This is a genomic window from Cytobacillus sp. FSL R7-0696 (genome assembly GCF_038006865.1).
In the GTDB taxonomy this organism is placed as follows: domain Bacteria; phylum Bacillota; class Bacilli; order Bacillales; family Cytobacillaceae; genus Cytobacillus; species Cytobacillus kochii.
Genome location: NZ_JBBOWA010000001.1, coordinates 2,354,474 through 2,374,999, shown reverse-complemented (window position 1 = coordinate 2,374,999; position 20,526 = coordinate 2,354,474). Strand labels below are relative to the sequence as shown.

24 protein-coding genes are annotated in these 20,526 nt (G+C 38.9%); 1 reads left to right on the top strand and 23 read right to left on the bottom strand.

What is annotated here, in order from left to right; translation table 11 throughout:
- Positions 1–8: 8 nt before the first annotated feature.
- The 3 genes from MKX29_RS12200 to MKX29_RS12190 are packed head-to-tail and all read right to left on the bottom strand — an operon-like array spanning position 9 to position 2,611.
- The gene (locus MKX29_RS12200) at positions 9–833 is read right to left on the bottom strand and encodes a metallophosphoesterase family protein (RefSeq protein WP_341105716.1); all 825 of its coding nucleotides are present in this window, start codon (positions 831–833) and stop codon (positions 9–11) included.
- A 21-nt stretch (positions 834–854) separates the two neighbouring features.
- Positions 855–1,640 (bottom strand): tyrosine-protein phosphatase, encoded by a 786-nt coding sequence (locus MKX29_RS12195; RefSeq protein ID WP_224937143.1) that lies wholly within the window; start codon positions 1,638–1,640, stop codon positions 855–857.
- On the bottom strand, positions 1,637–2,611 hold the full coding sequence (locus MKX29_RS12190) for a metallophosphoesterase family protein (RefSeq protein WP_224937144.1): 975 nt from the start codon (positions 2,609–2,611) through the stop codon (positions 1,637–1,639). Before MKX29_RS12190 ends, MKX29_RS12195 begins: the two co-directional genes overlap by 4 nt.
- A 214-nt stretch (positions 2,612–2,825) precedes the next feature.
- On the opposite strand from MKX29_RS12190, the gene MKX29_RS12185 reads away from it, so the two are divergent.
- A complete protein-coding gene (locus MKX29_RS12185) occupies positions 2,826–3,473 on the top strand; it encodes a GntR family transcriptional regulator (RefSeq protein ID WP_224937145.1) in 648 nt (215 codons plus the stop codon).
- A gap of 128 nt (positions 3,474–3,601) precedes the next feature.
- Here MKX29_RS12185 and hpf read toward each other — a convergent pair whose 3' ends face one another.
- The 20 genes from hpf to MKX29_RS12085 form a co-directional block, all read right to left on the bottom strand.
- On the bottom strand, positions 3,602–4,150 hold the full coding sequence (hpf, locus tag MKX29_RS12180; protein ID WP_095371838.1) for a ribosome hibernation-promoting factor, HPF/YfiA family: 549 nt from the start codon (positions 4,148–4,150) through the stop codon (positions 3,602–3,604).
- 151 nt (positions 4,151–4,301) lie between these two features.
- Positions 4,302–4,679, bottom strand: coding sequence for a hypothetical protein (locus MKX29_RS12175; protein ID WP_180316929.1), 378 nt, complete (start codon positions 4,677–4,679; stop codon positions 4,302–4,304).
- Positions 4,680–4,688: 9 nt separating this feature from the next.
- Positions 4,689–5,039 (bottom strand): hypothetical protein, encoded by a 351-nt coding sequence (locus MKX29_RS12170; RefSeq protein WP_341105710.1) that lies wholly within the window; start codon positions 5,037–5,039, stop codon positions 4,689–4,691.
- Positions 5,036–5,434, bottom strand: coding sequence for a flagellar export chaperone FliS (fliS, locus tag MKX29_RS12165; protein WP_251162129.1), 399 nt, complete (start codon positions 5,432–5,434; stop codon positions 5,036–5,038). The genes MKX29_RS12170 and fliS overlap by 4 nt, the downstream gene beginning before the upstream one ends.
- Before the next feature lie 11 nt (positions 5,435–5,445).
- Entirely contained in the window at positions 5,446–7,545 is a 2,100-nt protein-coding gene (fliD, locus tag MKX29_RS12160; RefSeq protein ID WP_341105707.1) for a flagellar filament capping protein FliD, read from the bottom strand.
- Between the two features lie 125 nt (positions 7,546–7,670).
- A complete protein-coding gene (locus MKX29_RS12155) occupies positions 7,671–8,021 on the bottom strand; it encodes a flagellar protein FlaG (protein WP_224937149.1) in 351 nt (116 codons plus the stop codon).
- Between the two features lie 205 nt (positions 8,022–8,226).
- On the bottom strand, positions 8,227–9,450 hold the full coding sequence (locus MKX29_RS12150; protein ID WP_341105705.1) for a flagellin N-terminal helical domain-containing protein: 1,224 nt from the start codon (positions 9,448–9,450) through the stop codon (positions 8,227–8,229).
- Positions 9,451–9,703: 253 nt separating this feature from the next.
- On the bottom strand, positions 9,704–9,931 hold the full coding sequence (csrA, locus tag MKX29_RS12145; RefSeq protein WP_251162132.1) for a carbon storage regulator CsrA: 228 nt from the start codon (positions 9,929–9,931) through the stop codon (positions 9,704–9,706).
- Positions 9,919–10,371 (bottom strand): flagellar assembly protein FliW, encoded by a 453-nt coding sequence (gene fliW, locus MKX29_RS12140; protein WP_251162133.1) that lies wholly within the window; start codon positions 10,369–10,371, stop codon positions 9,919–9,921. Before fliW ends, csrA begins: the two co-directional genes overlap by 13 nt.
- Positions 10,372–10,383: 12 nt before the next feature.
- Positions 10,384–10,962, bottom strand: coding sequence for a DUF6470 family protein (locus tag MKX29_RS12135; protein ID WP_289434657.1), 579 nt, complete (start codon positions 10,960–10,962; stop codon positions 10,384–10,386).
- Positions 10,963–11,025: 63 nt separating this feature from the next.
- Positions 11,026–12,078 (bottom strand): flagellar hook-associated protein FlgL, encoded by a 1,053-nt coding sequence (flgL, locus tag MKX29_RS12130; protein WP_251162135.1) that lies wholly within the window; start codon positions 12,076–12,078, stop codon positions 11,026–11,028.
- Positions 12,079–12,092: 14 nt separating this feature from the next.
- Positions 12,093–13,952 carry a flagellar hook-associated protein FlgK gene (gene flgK, locus MKX29_RS12125; protein WP_341105703.1) on the bottom strand — a complete coding sequence of 620 codons (1,860 nt, stop codon included), beginning with the start codon at positions 13,950–13,952 and terminating at the stop codon, positions 12,093–12,095.
- 24 nt (positions 13,953–13,976) lie between these two features.
- Positions 13,977–14,459: a flagellar protein FlgN gene (locus MKX29_RS12120; RefSeq protein ID WP_251162137.1), complete on the bottom strand. Its 483-nt coding sequence runs from the start codon at positions 14,457–14,459 to the stop codon at positions 13,977–13,979.
- A 12-nt stretch (positions 14,460–14,471) separates the two neighbouring features.
- Positions 14,472–14,747, bottom strand: coding sequence for a flagellar biosynthesis anti-sigma factor FlgM (gene flgM / locus MKX29_RS12115; RefSeq protein ID WP_095371825.1), 276 nt, complete (start codon positions 14,745–14,747; stop codon positions 14,472–14,474).
- A gap of 146 nt (positions 14,748–14,893) precedes the next feature.
- Positions 14,894–15,301: a TIGR03826 family flagellar region protein gene (locus MKX29_RS12110; protein WP_095371824.1), complete on the bottom strand. Its 408-nt coding sequence runs from the start codon at positions 15,299–15,301 to the stop codon at positions 14,894–14,896.
- A gap of 58 nt (positions 15,302–15,359) precedes the next feature.
- Entirely contained in the window at positions 15,360–16,043 is a 684-nt protein-coding gene (locus MKX29_RS12105) for a ComF family protein (RefSeq protein WP_289434660.1), read from the bottom strand.
- The gene (locus tag MKX29_RS12100) at positions 16,036–17,523 is read right to left on the bottom strand and encodes a DEAD/DEAH box helicase (RefSeq protein WP_289434661.1); all 1,488 of its coding nucleotides are present in this window, start codon (positions 17,521–17,523) and stop codon (positions 16,036–16,038) included. The genes MKX29_RS12105 and MKX29_RS12100 overlap by 8 nt, the downstream gene beginning before the upstream one ends.
- Positions 17,524–17,606: 83 nt before the next feature.
- Positions 17,607–18,446, bottom strand: a complete 840-nt coding sequence (locus tag MKX29_RS12095) for a DegV family protein (protein ID WP_341105699.1) — start codon at positions 18,444–18,446, stop codon at positions 17,607–17,609.
- Between the two features lie 452 nt (positions 18,447–18,898).
- Entirely contained in the window at positions 18,899–19,498 is a 600-nt protein-coding gene (locus tag MKX29_RS12090; protein WP_341105698.1) for a hypothetical protein, read from the bottom strand.
- Positions 19,499–19,807: 309 nt separating this feature from the next.
- Entirely contained in the window at positions 19,808–20,491 is a 684-nt protein-coding gene (locus tag MKX29_RS12085) for a response regulator (protein ID WP_224937162.1), read from the bottom strand.
- Positions 20,492–20,526: the final 35 nt, after the last annotated feature.

Genomic DNA, 20,526 nt, shown 5'->3' with positions numbered 1-20,526 from the left:
CCCTTCGCTTAAGAATGCTGAAGCATCTGCTTCAATTCTACTGATAAAAATGTATCAAACTTATCTGGGTACCTAACATGTTCTACACTTGCACCATTTTCGCCTAATGTACATATGCTATAGCCCGTACGATTATTAAACGAAGCTAATTCTTGACCAATTTCCATACTAAAAGAAGTTCCTCCCGCAGTAGATAATAGAATATTTTCATAGGTAGTTACTTTATTCTGATGAGTATGACCACTAAGAACTAGTTTGACATCGGTATTTTTTATAATAGCCAATACCTCTGCTGAATTCGATAAGCTATGGCCATCGACCACATGTCCAGCTTCCAATGGATGATGGACAACAACAATCGAACCATTAGGGGCAGGCTGAGCTAATGTCTCCTTTAACCATTGTAGTTGTTCCTCACTTACTACACCTTTTCCACTATGATCATAGCTAGAATCTAGCACGATTAGGCGATAGCCTTGAATAATTGCTTCGTAAAATAAGTCCCGCTTCTCTCCTTTTACGTTGCCTACACCTTCCCAGTAAGCTTCTGTCACATCATGATTCCCTAAAGCTAAATAATAAGGAATATCTGTGATATGATCTTCTAGTAATTTAGCTAAAAAAGCATAATCTTCAACTGTCCCTTCGTGAACAAGGTCCCCACTAATTAAAATAAAATCTGGCGCTTTTTCATCTTGTGTGATTGCTTGTAATATTCCTTTCAACGTTTCAGTTGGATTATTGTCAACACCTGTTAATGTTTCAATTAAACTGCCTTTGTATTCTCTTAAAATATGTGTATCCGATAAATGAGCAAACCTTAATTTCTCCATGTTCATATCCCCTTTAGAAAATTACTCTTGCAAGCAAAAATCTTTTATTTTTTTCCTTATTTCATTTGTTATTCCAAACTCTAGATACAAATAAGTATCAAAATCGCCATATATTTCTTCTATAGCAGATTTAGTTGCAAGTAAGTATTCTTCCTGTAATAAAAAAGCTGCTTTTAATTGCAATACCTCCTCTTCCACAAGTGCTGCTTCTGCCTGCAGAAACATTTGCTCATGAAAGGTGGCTAAAGCAACATTAGAATAAAGGTAATCTTCCATCACAGTTGAAAATGGCACACCGAGTGTAAGTAAAATAATCATGGCGCCTATACCTGTTCGATCTCTTCCTCCAGCACAATGATGGATTAGCGGCAAGTTTTTCTCTGGTTCCTTTAATAAATTCATCAAAGCTTGGTAAGAAGCATTTCGAACCGGAAAAGTAGAATAGAGTGTTAAAAATGTTTCTTTAGTATAGTGTTTGAATACATCTTCTTTTTTCTTTACTTTCGATACTTGCTCGGCGATATTATCCTCAGCGATTACCGGTACGCGTAAAAGCTTGGCACTACCAATTTCCGGATCAGGTTTTTCATTTGCTTCATCTTCTCTACGATAGTCAAATATATATTTGATCTTTTGTTTAGACAGTTGAGCAATATCATCTGTCGTTAATCCACTTAAATCTCCCGCTCTATATAAGATGCCTCTTCGTACTTTTCGACCATCTACGGTAACGAGCCCTCCCATATCACGAAAATTCAGAGCCCCTTTTAGGGGAACAGTTTGAGAATAAAGTCCTGTTGTTGTCATTGATTCACCTCATACTTTTCCAAATCACTGACACCATCTAGTTCGATAACTTGAAAACCAACTTCGCCATTTTTTACTGTTACTAAAAGAATATGATCGATCGATCCTACACTATCACCGTGCCAACATGCACCCGTACGACCCATTTGAATATAATTTCTGTTATTTTTTTTCATTACTTCCAATTGATGAAGGTGTCCTGCAAACATCGTATACATTCTTGATTCAAGCATATTTTCAAATTGGCTGAACTTAGGATCCTTCGTTTTCCATGCTGGCTTATGCATAAATACAAAAGTATGTTTCACATCATTATTTTCATGTAACACTTCAGCAAAAAACTGTAATTGCTCATCTGAAATATGAGGTAAGTTCCCCTTCTCAATATCTTCCTCCGAAGCCCCTTCAGTCATTTGTCCGAAGAATTCTTCAATGTACCCTCTTGCTTTTGCTGGATTTTCAACTACTTGATTGGTAATATCTCTAAAACTCTTTACAAATGATTCAGGCATACCTAAAGGATCTTCCTCTGTATTCATCACTAGAAATAAATAATCATTTAATCGAAAAGCGTAATACTCAAAACCTTTTCGCTCACGCCAAACTTTAACCATAGTGTCATTTCCATAGTCATGGTTACCAACTGTTAAATAAAATGGAATGTCTACATCTTTAATTAACTGATCAATATAGTCCCACTCTCCATGGGCCGCTTCCTCTTGATCCCAATAACCTTCAATGAAATCACCTACCGAAAGGACAAAATCAGGATTAAGGCCTTTTACTACCTGCAAACCTTTCTCAAAAATGCCTGGTGTTGTAATCCCACAGCGATCACCAACAACTGCAAACGAAAAATCATTTTCAAGGTGAGTGGACATGTTTCCAAACCAAGGTCTCTTACCATTCTTAGAAAAATCTTCTTTAAAATAATGTTGCGTCCCAAGCTTTTTTTGATCTATAACATGCATCCATTTGTCCTCCTTTATTTAAATACAACTGAAGTATACAACTAGCATGTTAATAAGATGTTAATCTCACATGAATCATTTTATGAGTTTGGTGAAATTTTTAAATTTAGTGTAAATTCAAAGGTTACAAGATGTATTCTTAGGAAATCATCGCTATAATTGTATAATCATAGGATGTTCAATTAATGGATTTAGACAGAGAGGAATTACGACAATGACAAAATCTTTAATAGATACCGCTTATCACACCATTCGAACGAAAATTCTTACTTGTGAATACCTACCGGGAAGCTTACTATCCATATATAAATTATCAGAGGAATTAGCTATGAGTCGCACACCCATCTCTAATGCGATGGCTAAACTTGAACTAGAAGGGTTAGTGATCTCCTTAAAAAATAGAGGCGTGATGGTAAAAGAAGTATCATCTAAAGAGATACTAGATATGTTCGAAGTCATTTTCACCCATCAAATGTATGCGCTTGAAAAGGTAGAAACAAATCCGCTTTATTCATTTAATTTATCACTTTTAAATGAACATTTAGAGCAACAACTACTAGATAAAGAGAACGATCGTTATTTCTCTTATGCAACTCACTCATTACAATTCATAAGACAAATCATAGCTGCTGGACAAAACCAAATCATGCTTCAAATTATGGATCAGCATATGGACAAAATCATCATTGGTTCTATGGCCAATTACTTGCTTTACCCAGAAAAACGGATCTTTTCTGGTGCTCATTATAATGAAGCACTTTACCTATCCATTGAAGCAAAGGAGTACGAACAAACAAAAGAACTACTAAAAGAATGGCGAGCACAAATAAGGGAACGCATCTTAATAATGGGAGCGATATGAATACTTGCAAGACTTACGTAGGGAAGACATATTAATGTTCTGCTACTATTTATCTTCTGTAGCATCAACTTCTCTTCGCACATGAAAAAAGCAGGTAGTGCCATAGCACCTACCTGCTTCCTTTTATATTATTGCGCTTCGATGAGTCCGTAGCGTCCATCTTTTCGTTTGTATACGACGTTGGTTAAGCTTGTGGCTGCGTTGGTGAATACGAAGAAGCTATGGCCGAGCATGTTCATTTGTAAAATGGCCTCTTCACTGTCCATTGGCTTAAGGTCAAAATGCTTTTGGCGAACGACCTCTAAGTCATTGTCTTCTTCTGGGTGTTCTTCAGGCTCCTCAAAAGTAGCGAATAATTCGTTAATGCCGCCTTTTTCGCGGAATTTACGATTGACTTTCGTTTTATGTTTACGAATCTGTCTCTCCAACTTGTCGTTGATTAAGTCGATGGCTGCATACATATCAGCATGAGCCTCTTCTGCTCGAAGTACAAGATTCGTCATCGGAATCGTTACTTCAACTTTTGACGTTTTATCATTATTGGTTTTCAGGTTTACGTTTACATTTACATTAGGAGTTTCAGTAAAATATCTTTCCAACTTCATAATTTTCTTCTCGACGTAGTCTCTGATTGCTGGAGTTACCTCAATGTTTTCACCCCGAATGTTAAAATTCATAAGTGAACTCCTCCTTCTCTTTATAAGAGTCATAAGGATGATTTAGCCTGTCCTTCTTCAGCTAATCCTTATAAGCTAGTCTTTATATAAGACTATACTCTATATTTCTATGTTACCCGTAAAAAGTCCTGCTAAAACCTTTTTAACGGTATTAAGAAAATAAATAAGGTTGCAATTCATAGTCTATCATTCGGTGCCAAGCTGCAAACAAAGGGAAAAATTGCTCACGTAATATTTCTTGTTTTTCTGGCGCGTTGCCGATGGTTTGCTCCAGTCGATCAGCTTGTTCCTGCACCTTTTCAAACACATGCATAATATGAACCATTTCACTGTTTTCCTTAAACAAATGCAGTAATTGCTCGTTCACTGCTTTGATTTGTGGAAAAGAATCAATCACCTCAAAAAGAAGCGCATCACCATCATCTTTATCTAAATCTGTGAAGCTATCTACAATATAGGTAAAGCTTTCTTCTAGTGTATTTAACACAGAACAATACTCTCTTAGGAGAATATACTGCTCCTCCTTCAACTTCATCACCTAATTTCGTTTATCATAAAAAACACCGTCGCTCATCCCAATAGCTTCATACGGATTCGCATATTGCTTACTCTTTACTTTCTGCACCTTCAATCGTTTGATATCATCCTTAATGATTTGCTGGTGCTGATCTAATAATTGTTTAATCGCACGATCCTGCTTCAATAGCACGTCTTTCATCTTCTGAGCTTCTGTTGACTGAAAATCAACTTGTTTCATTAAAATAAATCGTTGATCAAGCAAATCATCCGTCTTCTTTATGTAAGCTTCTCGTTCATGTTCAGGTAATCCTTGGTTTAAATGAAGTAATAACTCACGCGTACAAACGATCAAATCAGTTGTCGCTGTCATGATTGTTCACTGCCAACCATTTGAGGTTTTTTCTGCGCTAACATCATTTCTTTCCATGTATTACGAAGATCCATAATCATTGATTCCGCTTCTGTTAAAGCTGTGAGATCATTGCGTGTATTGGCGTCAACTAAGGTTCTCAACACATAATCATAGATTCGTAGCAAATCACTAGATAATTCAACCTCTTGATTGAGTGTCACCATAAATTCTTGTATGATATTTTGCGCCTTCTGCATATTTTCATTGCGCTTCGCAACTTCACCTTGCTCCATTGCTTGCTTGGCAATGCTAATAAACTTTAAACAACCGTTGTAAAGCATCATCGTTAGTTCTGCCGGTGTGGCTGTATTAATAGAAGTTTGTTGATATTTTTGGTACGGGTTGGTTGTCATCTTTTCACTCCTTATTGCGAGCTATAACCGAATTGTGTGAGCATATAATTCATTTGCTCATTCATTTTTTGCATTTGTGTCTCCATCGCTGCAAATTGTGACCAATACCTTTGCTCTTTATCTGCTAATTTCGATTCTAGTTCAGTTATACGATTATTGATATCATCTAAATTTTTTCCAATTGTAAATTGACTATTTGTCTTCATGCCATTTCCGGCTTTTAAGGTAATCGCATCGATTGATTGTGTAACGGTATCTCGCAATCGTCTAGAAATCCCTTGTTCACCAAGTGTATCGCCATCTGCTGCGAACAAATTAAATACACCTTCTGCATCATTTTCCAATGCTTCCTTCAGCTTATCTTCATTGATTTCGAGCTTACCACCTTCTAAATAATTTTTCGTTGTGGTAATACCAATAGCTGACAGCTGGTTATATTCACTCGTAGCACCTTCTAGCGGTGTATAAAAGTTCATACGCATATTGCTTAGTAAACTACTTAATTGTTGATCTGAACGAAGTAAACCGCTTTTCGCTTTTTCTTCCCAAAGCTCAATATCTTTTTCAGACATCGCCTCACGCTGCTCACTTGTTAACGGTGCATAATCACGATATTTTTCTTCAGATAACTGTCCTTGTATATTATCTATTAATTCATTGTATTTTTCTACGAATTCTTTGATTTTTTCTACGGCTTGATCGGTGTCGTTATTAATTGAAATGGTAACTGGCGAATCGCCATTAACAGCATCAAATGTATCCTTCAAAGTAAAAGAAACACCGTTTACTGTAAACGTATTAGAAGTTCTCTCCGTTTCTAAACCATTTAAAGTAAATTTCGCATTTTCTCCACCTTTTTCATTATTGCTATCAAGTTTTAGAACATTATTTAAAAACGGACTACCATTAAAAGAGATCTCTTTCCCATCGCCACTTTGATTAAAATCGCCTGTTGACGTTCGGGCAATCGTTACTTTATCAGAATGTTGGTCATAAAACATATTGACACCTAAGGACGATTTATTCACTTTATCGATTACTGTCGTTAAAGAATCACGGGCATCAAAAGTAAATGTTTGGCTCACTTCACCTGTTTCATTGAATGTAGACATACTGAATTCAAAGTATTGGTGGTCATAGCTCACTTCCGCTTTTGCACCTGCTTGTAGGTCAGAGCCGAAAGTGATTTTGCCTGTTTCTTTATCTAAATAAAATTGATCTTCTGCTAAATTATTCACATCCGTACCAGCAGTAAATGTTTTCGTTTCTTTTATTGGGTCACCATTCGTGTCTTTAATGATATTACCAGCTGCATCTTTTTTGTCCCATGTAAAAGTAATGCTATCCTCAAATTCTGTGATCCCTATTTGTGAAAGTTGCACTTCTTTTGTTGCAGAGCCAACAGAAATTGCATCTTTTTGAACCATACTGTATTCCACTTCAATTTTACTGTCGGCGGGAATTTGTTGGCTGAAAGTCATTTTGCCTGTTTTCTCATCTACAAACACTTGCTTTCGACTAGCATCTAAGTCATCTAGGCTCGTCACCACTTGGTAGTTGTCTGTACCAACTGTAACACTATCCATTTGTTCTATAGTATGCTTACCAAGCTTTTGTAATGAAAATTCGGTTCCTGCTTTCTTTACTGTGATTTCTTCGTTTATACTTTGTTCAGTACTCTTCCAATCGAATGAACTATTTTCAAAAATGTCCTTTTGGCTATATAGACTTTTCGTTGTATCTAGCTTTTCACCTGTACTAGTTATTCTTCCCGCACTTGCATTCGTAGCAGAAGTCGCCAATCTACTCACGGCAGACAATGTATAAGATCCGTTCCCTGCTGTCGAATCTGCCGTTGCTGTGACTTTGTTGCTATTAGAAGAAGACGTGATTTTTGATAAAAATGAAGACTGCAAGCGCATATTTAAAGTCATATCGCGGAATGATGCTAGTTTTAAGTTAATATCTCTATATGAATCGCGCTGCCATTCGAGCGTTTGTTTCTTTTGTGACAATTTATCAATCGGCACTCTCTGTACTCTCATTAAATCATTAATTAAGGATTCTGTATCTAAACCAGATGCTAAACCACCTATTCGAAAATTCGCCATGACCATCCGTCCCCTTTTCTCTCTATCTATTTATTATATCGACTATAGTCCTATCGTTTACAGTAAAAATTTGACTAATCGCCACTGTTCACGAATAAAAAGCCACTAGCATCAGCCAGTAGCTTCTAGACTTTTTGATCCACCATCAGTCCTTGAAATTCTGTCATTTCTGCAATCATATCGAGGAAATCCTTCGGAGGTATTTCACGAACGACTTCTTTTGTATCTGCATCAACGACTTCTACATAATAGCGATCGAGCTTTTCATGTAATTGGAACTGTACCGAAGTATAATGCGTCTGCAAATGACTATTTGCCTGCTCCACCTTTGATTGCAAGAAGTCTTTTTGTACTTCAGGAGCAGACATCTTTGCTTTATCTTTTATTGTAAAATTTCTTTCATGTTGGCTTTTTTCTTTCTGCTGAATAACAAAAGGCGAGTCCACCATCATTCTCATATTCGACTCTACTCTCATCCCTATTCGCCCCTTACCGAAATCACCTATTTTCTCTTTATATCGGAAACAACCATAAGGCTCTCTATCAATCTAAAGTTCGGTTTTTATTAGAGAAAAAACAGCGACCTTTTTCTTATATATAAGGTCTTTTTGCCTAAAAAGACAAAAAGAAGCCCCAGACAAAGCTGAGACTTCTTAGATGAAAATACCAATAAGCGACGAATTAACCTAATAATTGAAGAACCGCTTGTGGTTTTTGATTTGCTTGCGCAAGCATCGCTTGAGAAGCTTGAGAAAGAATGTTTGTACGTGTCATTTCCATAACTTCTTTAGCCATATCTACGTCACGGATACGTGATTCAGCTGCTTGAAGGTTTTCGGAAGAGTTGTTTAAGTTAGAGATTGTGTGCTCTAGACGGTTTTGGCTAGCACCTAGTTTAGAACGCTCTGCAGATACTTTATCAATTGCTTCTTGGAATTTAGTAACCGCTGCAGCTGCATCTTCGTGAGTTAATACACTTAGTGCAGATTCTTGAATTGTTGAGCTTGTTCCGTCAGTTACACCTAATTTAGAATCTGTAGTACCAGCAGTAGTGATTCCTAGCGCAGAAGCTCTCATATCAGAGATATTGATGCTCATGCTTTGGTTTTCGTTTGCACCAATTTGGAATGTAATGCTAGAACCTGCTCCAGCAGCTTTTCCTTCTACTCCAGCTGTTACTTCTGTTAAAGTCGCACCTGAGATAGTTGGAGCAACTGATGATTCTTGACCAGCTTCTTGTTCAAGAGAGATCGTTCCTGTTGTATTTGTAGCAGCATATTTATCTTTTAATTTATCATTAGCTTCGATAGCAGCAACTAACTCATCTGCATCACTAAATGTTCCATCAGCAGCCGTACCGCCACCAGCAACATAAGTAAATACCTCATCATCAATTGTGATAGTACTTACTCCATCAACACTTCCGATATCACCAAATGAAAAAGTATGTTCACCTGCAACAGCAGTTACTGCTTCTGATCCATCTTTTCCACCATCGATTAATTTTTGTGTATTGAATTCTGTCGTATTACCGATACGGTTGATTTCTGAAGTTAATTGGTTGATTTCTTTTTGGATTTCTTCACGGTCAGATCCAACGTTTGAGTCATTGGCTGCTTGTGTAGCAAGTTCACGCATACGTTGAAGAATGTTTTGTGATTCTTGTAGCGCTCCTTCAGCAGTTTGGATCATTGAGATACCATCTTGAGAGTTACGGCTAGCTTGGTCTAAACCGCGGATTTGCGCGCGCATTTTTTCAGAGATTGCAAGACCTGCTGCGTCATCTCCTGCACGGTTAATACGAAGACCTGAAGATAATTTCTCCATCGCTTTAGCGTTTGCATTGTTGTTTACGCCTAATTGACGATACGTGTTTAATGCTGAAATATTATTGTTAATAATCATTTGAATTCCTCCATGAGTTGTATTTTTCCACGTCCTTGTGGATTGAAGTAAAGCTTGTCGCTTTATTCTTATTTATTATCGGAGTGCTATAAAGTTTGTTTAATACTTTTTTATAATTAAATTAATAATTAAGAAATTACTTGTCTCTATTGCCTTCTGATTACATCCCTTATCATTACTTCAACATGTATTCTTGATTCGTTTGTTTATCATCAAACAAATATAAAAAAATAAACCGATATCTCCAACCGGTTTATTTCTCAGTATTATGTTTCAATAGTGCCATTAAATCAACAGGGTTTTGCGCGGCTTCGTTGTTTTCTGTCTGAATTTGTAGGTAAACTTCTTTTCTGTAGATGTCGATGTCTTTTGGTGCTTGGATGCCAAGTTTGATTTGGTCTCCTTCGACAGCGACGATCGTGATTTCGATGTTTTCATTAATGATAATCGATTCGTTTTTGCGACGGGTTAGTACGAGCATGAGGCATCCTCCTCCTTCAGCTGGAATAACGGATGCTTTGTCTTGTAGCGCGCATCATTTAAGACAAGCTGTTTCCCCATTCGTTTTTTCATATTAATCACCAATGGACCTTGCAAATTCGCCGTTGATGACTTAAACGGTTCCTTCAATGTGAGAATGACAAAAGTAGCTACGTCTTCCGGTTGTTCAATTTGCAGCGCATGTTGCGACGCTTCATTGAGCTGAAATTCGTAATCAGCAAAAAAGGCATACGGGTCGACAACGACAAACGCTAACTCTGCCGTATTGATTGATTGTAAAATAAAATAAGGGAGTTCTTCTAAAAAGGGAAGAAGCACATATTGCTGTTCTTCTGGAAACCCTGGCAAGCCTACCGGAAAATGAAGGTGTTGCTCTGCTGACACTTCCACTGTCCCTTGATATTTTGTCTCAATTTTCATCGTAACACTTCCTTAAATAAGCTGATCCACTTGAAAATCTCTTAGTTCAAAGTTAATCGCTTCTTTTTGCTGTAAATAAATTTGTGCTTGCCAGTTTTCATGAGCGATTTGTGGTCGATTGATACTTACATCAATGGCTGGCGTTTGCGGGGTTACGTTCACATCGACGTTCCCTGGATCATAATCGATTTGTACCCGGAAATGGTTTTTTGGTAAATAGCCGATCCCTGGTGTCTTTTGGTTGGGCTCACTATTTTGTTTCGCAATTTGTGGGATGGCGCCTGCTCCGTTCTCAATTTTCATCATCGCATCACCTTCACGGACTCGCCTAGAGATCCCTGTTATTGCCGTCATCTTTGCCTGTTCAGCCGCCTCTGCGACTCGCCTGCCTGCCCCTTTATTATCCAGGTCAGCTCGCGCCTCTGATTGATCAATAAAAAGCCGGGATGCTTCATGACTAATGGTAAGCTTAGCTGGTGGCTGATGCATCGAAACGTCTGCTTGCGACTGTTTGATTTTCATCACAGGTTGATAATAATTGATACCAAGTTGCGCTTGTTTTGTCGTTATTTCTAAATAAGGTGTATGCATAGATTCACCGCTCTTTACATGACGAGCGGCCCATCTATAGAGATGAACCGTCGTCAGCGTTTTTTATCGTAAAAAGTCCATTAATGTTGGTTGAATAATGCTTGCTCCTACTGCTAAAGAAGCACGGTGGAGAGCTTCTTGGGATGTTAATTCAATAATGACCTTCTCTGCATCGATATCTTCGTTATTAGACATCATGGTTTTGGCAAGTATCTCTTGATTCCCTAAACGACTTTCCACCATCTCTACTCGATTAGATTTAGCACCGATATCTGCCATTTCAGAGATTACATTATTATGGTGATGATCAATCATATCCAGCTCCCCAGATAAATCATCCGCTGTTGTATCAGGTGATTTCAACTTATCAATTAAGTTGCCAATATCTTTAAATAAATCTAATGAAAAGACATTTTGCGGCTTACTATTCACATCGAGATGAATGCCTGCAGAAACTTCAATTTTTACGCCTTCAGCATTGCTAGCAACCGCTCCTTTTTCTTTCGCTACAAAAGAATCTGGTATCGGGAATCCGATTTCAGTGCCATCTTGAGCTTTAAATGCATTCGAAGATTCATTCCAAACAAGCTGACTACCCTTCTCATCGAAAAGTACATAATCCTTGGCATTATTCGCATCAATTGTGCTGATATCAACATTTTGATCAATTTTCTTTAAATCTACTGGCTTATTCGTTGTATCTGAGCCGTTAAAAATATACTTATTATTCACTTTTGTATTGGCGATCGTCTCTAATTGATTTCGCAGCTGTTCAATTTCACTAGCCACGTTCTTACGTTGACCCGCATCATATGAATCACTGGAAGCCTGTACCGTAAGATCACGGATACGCTGGATAATTTTATTCGTTTCATCCAGTGCCGATTCCGTATTATCCATCCAGTTATATACTTCACCTAAATTGCGTTGATATTGGGATACAGCCGTTACTTGGGAACGGTAATTGACCCCTTTCATCGCTGCTACAGGATCATCAGACGGGCGATTCACTTTTTTGCCGGTATATAGCTGCTCTTCTAACTTACCAAGCTTTTGATAGTTGTTTTGAATATGTTTTAGTGAATTTTGTGAAAGCATGGATTGTGTTACGCGCATCAGTCATTACCTCCTTATCTTCCAACTCTGCCCATACCATTAATTATGGTATCAAGCATTTCGTCTATTGCAGTGATTTGCCTAGCCGCTGCACTATAAGCATGTTGAAACATGATCATATTGGACATTTCTTCATCAAGAGAAACCGAACTTACTGAAGAACGGTTAAATTGGACCGTATCGGTTAGCGTAGCAGCATTTTCCGTCATTCGATTAGCCTCTTGTGTAGTTACTCCTAACTCCCCAATCATCCCTTGGTAGAAGCTCATCATATTTGTATCTGATCCATTAAAATCGAGCATCATGTCTTTTACATTTGCCAGAGCAACTGCATTAGAACCGTCACCAACAAAACTTTCGCTCGAAGGGTTTTGTCCAATACCTGTTAACTCAAATGACCAAGTAGAACCAGATTGTAAGTTAGAGATTGTACTAGTATCGATTTTAAGGCCAAAGAGATTCATATTTTCTTTCACTGCTTGATTTTGATGGTCGGCTATTGGGTTGCCGTCTAAATCATAAGCGGAGTACTTCCATGAGCCATTATCATAAGTCAACTCAATTTTTGCCTCACTAATCGTGATCGGCGGGGTATCATATGTTTGAATACCACTGAACGCACCCAGAATCGTTGGGTTACCAGTCGATGGGTTGTCCGCATGTTTCGTAATAGAACCCGTAAATAACTCACTACTTGAGGAAGCGGCAATATGATTTAAATTATTCATGATTGAATCAGACACTTTTATATTGGCTGCGGCCCCTGCTGCATTATCGCCAATTTCAAAGAAGTCCACACCGTTCTTTACGCCACTCTCAATTTCAGATAAACTCCAGCCACTTTGATGGACAGCATTAAAGGCCGTGGCAAAGCGGAAAGCCATTAAGTCCAGATTCGCAAGCATATCAGAATAAACACCTGTTTCCTTTCCAGTGGCATCTATTTTGCCGTACATATCTATATTCGCAAGTAAACTCCCTTTCGAAGTGAAATCTGATGCTGCCATCGATTTATTACCGATTTGCAAACTAGCAATAGCTTGTGTTTCAGGGTCTTTTTTGACACTCAATGATTGGACGATATCATTTTTCCCATCGAGTAAAGTACCGACACTTTTACCATTCCCATCGACTAATTCAATCGAATATTTCCCTGCAGCTTGACTACTTGCATTCCCACCACTTGGTGTAGCACTCACTTTAATGTTGACTAAGCCTGAGAGTTGATCGACAAGGACGTCCCTTTTATCATATAAATCATTCGGCAAATAGCCATGTGGTTCTACGCTGGCAATTTGCTCATTAATCTGGTTAATTTGTGTGAGGATTGAATTAATTGTTTTCACATTCATATCAATTTGCTCACCGACATCTGCTTTTTGAGCGCTCAGTTGTCCTGCCAAATAATTAAAAGTGTCACTCACGGCAATCCCACGCTGACGAACAACCGAACGTGCACCTGAATCTTCAGGGTTAGTAGATAAATCTTGCAAAGCATTCCAAAACTGATCTAATGTATTCGCAAGGCCAGTATCTGACGGCTCATTCATGACACTTTCAATTCGGGAAAGCTCACTGCTTCTCGTATTCCAATAACCGAATTTATTGTGCTCATTACGGTACTGTACATCCAAATAGTCTTCGCGTATGCGTTGAACCGATCCTGCCTGAACACCCGTTCCAATTTGTCCTGGCATGTATGGCGCATTCATTCCAACAGACGGAAAAGCATTTGTTTGTGTAAAGTTCACCCGTTGTCTCGTATATCCTACAGTATTCGCATTGGCGATATTATGCCCGGTTGTATAGAGTGCACTTTGTTGTGTATGTATGGCTCTTTTCGCCGTTTCTAACCCCATAAAAGTAGATTTCATAACGTTTCCTCTCTTTTCTCTATCCTACACTTTCGACTGGAACATTCCTGTTGCAGCCTGAGATTTCGCTTTTTGCGGATGAATATAATTCATATTTTGCGCAGCTGCTTTCGGATTGACGAGATTCATAGTTAAATTCACATATTGCAAGGAGTGATAAATCAATTGTTGATTCAATTGATTTTTCTCTTTTAGTTTGTCAATAACGGATGATAACTGCTCTCTTTTTTCAAGTAAAGCTTGTTGTTCATGCTGTTCCAGTACTAGTATACAGTCTGCTAATGTTGGCTTATCTATACTTGGTACAAGACTTGCTGCGATCTGGATACGCGCTTGTTCAAGCTTCTTAATTGTTGCGACATGGCTTTGTTCATCTTTTAGCATCTGATCTAATGCTGCCATATCACCCTTTTTAATCATATCTGTCTTCTGGCCTGCAAGCTCATAAAGGCTTTGATGATAAGATATTAAGCGTTCCATCGCAGTGAGAAGTGCTTCAGCAGACATACCACATCCTCCTTAAGAGCGTTTTTGTTGAAAATGTTGAACTAAGCTTTTCGCCAATTCATTCGCATCAACATGATACGTACCATTTTCCACTTGCATTTTTAATTGCTCCACCTTTGCTTGGCGAGCAGGATCTGATTGTGATGTTTTTTGCATTTCTAATGCTTTTGAAGAAATTTCAAGTTTATCTGCTTGATTCGTCTTCGCTTGCTCTACTTGCTTTGTCATATTCGCTTGGCGTTGGTAGGGATTGACCTGGTTTGCCGCGTTAAAATGATTAACCTTCATTATAAATCCCCCGCTTTCTTCGTCCCTTTTATTACTCCTATTATCGGTATAAATAGAATGAGTTTAAAGTGATATTACACTTTTAGTAAATTTTACATACATACTATCATTCCAAAAGAAAACATTAGTTCTTTAGACTCCCTTCTTTAAGACTGTTTACCTCTATAAGAATAGTAGGTTCTCTCTCTTTCTTTTATCCGATCCTGCTCTCGTTCAAATTGCTCTAATTCTTTTTGTAATGCTTTGCGACAAGACTCACAAATTCTTCCTTCTTGAATTAATGTACCACACTGATCGCAAGGGTAGCCTAGCTGGGGAAATTGCGCCACCTTTAATCGACCTGATCGAACAAACTTCTGCAGGAGCCACTCCTCTACTCCTGTTGCTTCTGTTATTCTTTGCATAGTCGCAGCACGATTTTCTCTTTTCCTTAGAAAGGCATATACGACTTCGTACGCTTCTTCTTCTTTTTTAAAACATGCTTGGCAAATGGTGCTGACTTGATTTTTCATAAATAAGGCATTACATCTAGGGCAGTTTGCGATCTCCGCCATTCTTTTCACCTCTACTGATAGCTTCTATTCTATATATCGTCAGGATCGGCTAACTTTTTTAACTTCTTGCCATCGTCAATGATCGAACCTCACTTGCTCCTGCCTCTTTTAGCAATTTAGCTGCATGATAAAGAGTCGTACCTGTCGTATAAATATCGTCGACGATTAACACTTTCTTCCCGCTCATTTCTTGTTGACCCGTGAATCGAAAAACTTGTGGTGTCTCTAATCTTTCCTTTCTTGTTTTCTTTGATTGTTTTTCTGTATGCATACGGGTGAGGAGAATGGTGGGCTTTTTGCCTAATGCGGTGATCAGTGCTTCTGATTGATTGAACCCTCTTTCATAGCGTCTTTCTTCACTCAGCGGAATCGGTGTAATAAGATCAAAGCTTATCTGTTTTAATTTCGATTTTAGCAAATCAGCAATTGCAACTGCGAGGATATAATCACCCCGATACTTATATTGAGCGAGCACTTGCTGACAAAAAGAGTTGTATGCTAACACAGAAATATTCTCGTCCAGACAACCGCTATATATTGGGTCCGCTTGCCACCTCTTACAGTCGAGACAGATTTCAGCCGTTTCCATCCACCGGTGGCAAGTAGGGCAAGTAGGACCTTTGATAAATGCCCATTTTGCTATACAGTCTTCACACCAAAATGACTGCGCAGCTTTTTGAAACAATGCTTGAAATCCACCAGGAAGTTGCATTTCTTTTTGACAAAAGAGACAGCTATTCATGAAGTAAGCCCCTTTGTTTTGCTTCTTTATTCATTTGCAGTATTTGCTTTTTAGCCCGTACCATTGCAGTTGTTTTACCATAATGAAAAAAAACAACATCCCCTGTTGGTGCTTCAACACTTCTCCCAACCCTTCCAGCTATTTGAACAAGTGCACTTTCTGTGAAAATGCGCTCTTCTGCTCCTAATACAGCAACATCTATATGAGGAAAAGTCACTCCTCTTTCTAAAATCGTTGTTGTGAGTAAAATAAGCGTCTCTTGCTTTCTCATTTTCTGGACTTTTTCTTTTCGTAAAGGATCTTCCGCATGCACTGCCTCCACTTTAGGATGAAGTTTTTGTATGAGAGGTAGCATATCATCTATTAGCTTAATTTTAGGAATAAACAGCAAAACCTGTTTCTCTTTTTCAATGCGTTGCTGTAACCATTTTTTTAACACAAAAGGGAGACGGGCGTTTTTTAGGGGGCTTGTCCATTGTCCAATCCATTTAAATTGGGGAATCGGTAAAGGAAACCGATGGAAACGAGCAGGGATGGTCATGTATGCTCTTTTATTTTGCCGACATTCTTTTTGCCACTTCCTTGAAGGAGTAGCTGTTAAATAAATTGTGGCAGCTGCAGACTTTTTCGCTTGCTGAACAGCATACTGCAGCGTGGCATCCATTGTGTAAGGAAAGGCATCCACTTCATCAACAATGACTGTATCAAAAGCACAATAAAAGCGGAACAACTGATGTGTTGTGCTGATGACTAGATTGGCAAAAAGGTGCCGGTCTTCACTTCCACCATACAGTGCGGCAATCGTGGTGTGGGGAAACACTTTTTTCAGACGGGGTGCCAGTTCTAAGACGACATCTGTTCTTGGAGTAGCAAGACACACGCGCTGTCCTTGCTTTAGTGCATGAGCAATTCCTGCAAAAAGCACTTCGGTTTTACCTGCGCCACATACCGCCCAAACCAGGTACTCTTTTTTGTTATCAATGGCTGCGACAACTGCTGTAGATGCTTGTTGCTGTCCTGTAGAAAGCGTCCCATCCCATTTTAACGGTTGGTCGTCTATTAGGGTGCTCGGGTTTGGTCCATTCCAACTAAGAAGTGGAGTACAAGCCGACACTCTTCCCATCATCAAGCAATTGCGACAATAATGGCACTGCTCATTTCCACAACGAGCACAAGGATATGTCGCTAGATGATGACTACTACCACAGCGAGCACATTTGATTTTTCTACCTTCTTTTATAAAGGGTCGACGAAGCGTGATATAACCTTCGTTCACATGGGTGAATAGTTCTTCTACAGGGTGAGGGATTTCATCTAGCAGTAATTGTTTACCGAATAGGAATGTCTGAATTTGTGGATTGAAGCGGTATGTAGGGTTGTGGTTATGGTGAGGAATGTTCGGAAGTTCTGTAATAGTGTAAGAAGCTGAGTCGTGGTGAAATACGGGGATGAGTAGGTAATCTTTCATGAGTATTCGCATATAGACTCCTTTCGTGGCTAAAAAAAGGAGTTATTTCAGCAGTGGTTCGTTTTGTCTGCGATAATAACTCCTTAGTAGATGTATTATTTTTTTACCCAGCCAAGACCCATTGAGCCTTCGCCAAGATGTGTACCAATAACTGCACCAAAATAGCTAATACCAAAAGTGACATTCGGTAATTGTGCTTCTAGCTCTTCCTTCCATTTCTGCGCTTCCTCTAAACGATTTGCATGAATAATAGAGGCTTCATAAGCTTCTCCACTCGCTGCATCTTCCGCTAACAAATCCACGATCCGTTTCATTGCTTTTTTACGCGTACGGATTTTTTCGAAAGGCACGATGAGCTTATTTTCAAAATGAAGCAATGGTTTCACTTGGAGAAGACTTCCTAAGATTGCTTGCGCACTCGATAAGCGGCCACCTCTTTGTAGATGTGACAGATCATCAACCATGAAATAAGCACGAATGGATTGTTTCATTTCATTCAGTTTGTCCATAATTTCTGCTGGCGACTTCCCGTCAGCTGCCATTTCGGCTGCTTTGACGACATAGAAACCTTGTACACGCGCGCTAATTTCTGAGTCAAAAGGATAGACGGGAATGCCTTCAACCATATTACCGGCAGAGACTGCCCCTTGATAGGTGCCACTAATCCCGCTTGATAAGTGGATGGAGATGATGGCATCATAGTCTTGCTTCAACGTTTCAAACAATGTGACAAAATCACCTACAGATGGCTGTGATGTTTTCGGCAAATCCTTATGTTTGACTTCCTCATAAAAACCTTCTGCAGTGATTTCTATTTCTTCTTTATATGATTCATTGCCAAATATCACACTCAGCGGGATCATGTGAATATTCAGCTTTTCTCTCAATTCTTGTGGGATATAAGATGTACTATCCGTTACTACGGCCGTTTTCATAAATAGAGTGACTCCTTCACTTTTTTCTCTACTATATGTTCTGTTACCATTCTATATGAAAGTTAATAAAAATGCATTAAGTTTAGAGAGGTTTAATGGGAAATCTTTTACTTTTTGGTGGGCTTTTGGGGTGGTTGGGTGGTTGGTTTGATTCATACTCGAAGTCTGGGGTTTTAACTTTTGCGGTGATGTAAGAGCGCAGGCTTTGATTGTAAAGTAGCTCCTTCTCCAGTCATGAGTCAACTCTTTCCATGATCCAGTTAAAAACTCAATTTTGAAACACCTAGAGTCAATTAGGATTTACACATTTTATATGATAATCCCCCCTTATATGTGTGTTGCAACTCTCAGCTCAGGTTCCTTTTCTTGGGGAATTTAGGGATATCTATATCCAATATCTTACGCTCGAGAGGGGCCCGAGAAATTAAATGCGATTCTTGCTTTTACGCTACTTAGCTCTTCCTCTCTTCTTTTTTAGTCGTGGTTTTTGCTTTTGCCCTACTTATCTTCTCCTCTTTTCTTTTTTTAGTCGCGGTGCTTGCCTTTCCCCTACTTATCTTCTCCTCTTTTCTTTTTTTAGTCGCGATTCTCGCCTTTGCCCTACTTATCTTCTCCTCTTTTCTTTTTTTAGTCGCGGTTCTTGCCTTTGCCCTACTTATCTTTTCCTCTCTTCTTTTTTTAGTCGCGATTCTCACTTTTGCCCTACTTATCTTCTCCTCTTTTCTTTTATTAGTCGCGGTTCTTGCCTTTCCCCTACTTATCTTCTCCTCTCTTCTTTTTTTAGTCGCGATTCTCACTTTTGCCCTACTTATCTTCCCCGCTCTTCTTTTTTTAGTCGCGATTCTTGTCTTTGCCCTACTTATCTTCCCCGCTCTTCTTTTTTTAGTCGCGATTCTTGTCTTTGCCCTACTTATCTTCCCCGCTCTTCTTTTATTAGTAGCGATTCTTGCCTTTGCCCTACTTATCTTCTCCTCTTTTCTTTTTTTAGTCGCGATTCTCACTTTTGCCCTACTTATCTTCTCCTCTTTTCTTTTTTTAGTCGCGATTCTCACTTTTGCCCTACTTATCTTCTCCTCTTTTCTTTTATTAGTCGCGGTTCTTGTCTTTTACGCTACTCATCTCTTTCTCTCTTCCTTTTTTAGTCGCGATTCCTTCTTTCACGCTACTCATATGTTCTACTCCTCCCCTATTATCTACAAAATTTATACATTGCTCATATTTCTTATAATCATGTCTCTCCCTTCATTAAATGGACGCCTTCCCTTTCCTTGACCTACCGTTCTATTTTCGAACCGATCCCATTTTCAACAAAAAAACACTCCATATTTGGAGTGTTTCTTCATATGTATGAAAGGCTGGGTTTAGCGAACTTCTACCCAACCGTTTTTGATGGCTACGACAACCGCTTGTGTACGGTCATTGACGTTCATTTTTTGCAGGATGTTACTTACATGGTTTTTGACTGTTTTTTCACTAATATATAATGCTTCACCGATGCCGCGGTTACTTTTTCCGTCTGCAAGGAGTTGGAGCACTTCACACTCGCGTCGAGTAAGTAAATGTAGCGGACGACGGATTTCGATTTGTCCATAAGCGCCTGTTGTGCCAGTTCCTTCTGAAGCAAGGCGACGGTATTCGTTGACAAGATTGTGCGTTACTTTCGGATGAAGGTAAGAACCACCCTCTGCAACTACTTTTACTGCCTCAACTAATGCATCTGCATCCATTTCTTTAAGTAGGTAACCACTTGCTCCGGTTTTTAAAGCGTGCGTAACATAGTTTTCATCATCATGGATTGAAAGAATGATTACTTTAGAATCTGGATATTTCTCTACTAATTGACGCGTTGCTTCCACGCCATTAATATTCGGCATGTTAATATCCATGATAACTACGTCTGGTTGATTTTCTTCAACGAGTCTGATCGCTTCGTCGCCATCGTCACCTTCTGCTACCACGTTAAATGTTTTTTCAAAATCAAGAATACGTTTTACGCCCTCTCGGAAAAGTTGATGGTCGTCAATAATTACTATTTTAGTATTCAAGTTCTTCCCCTCCCAATCTTCAACTGTTTTATATC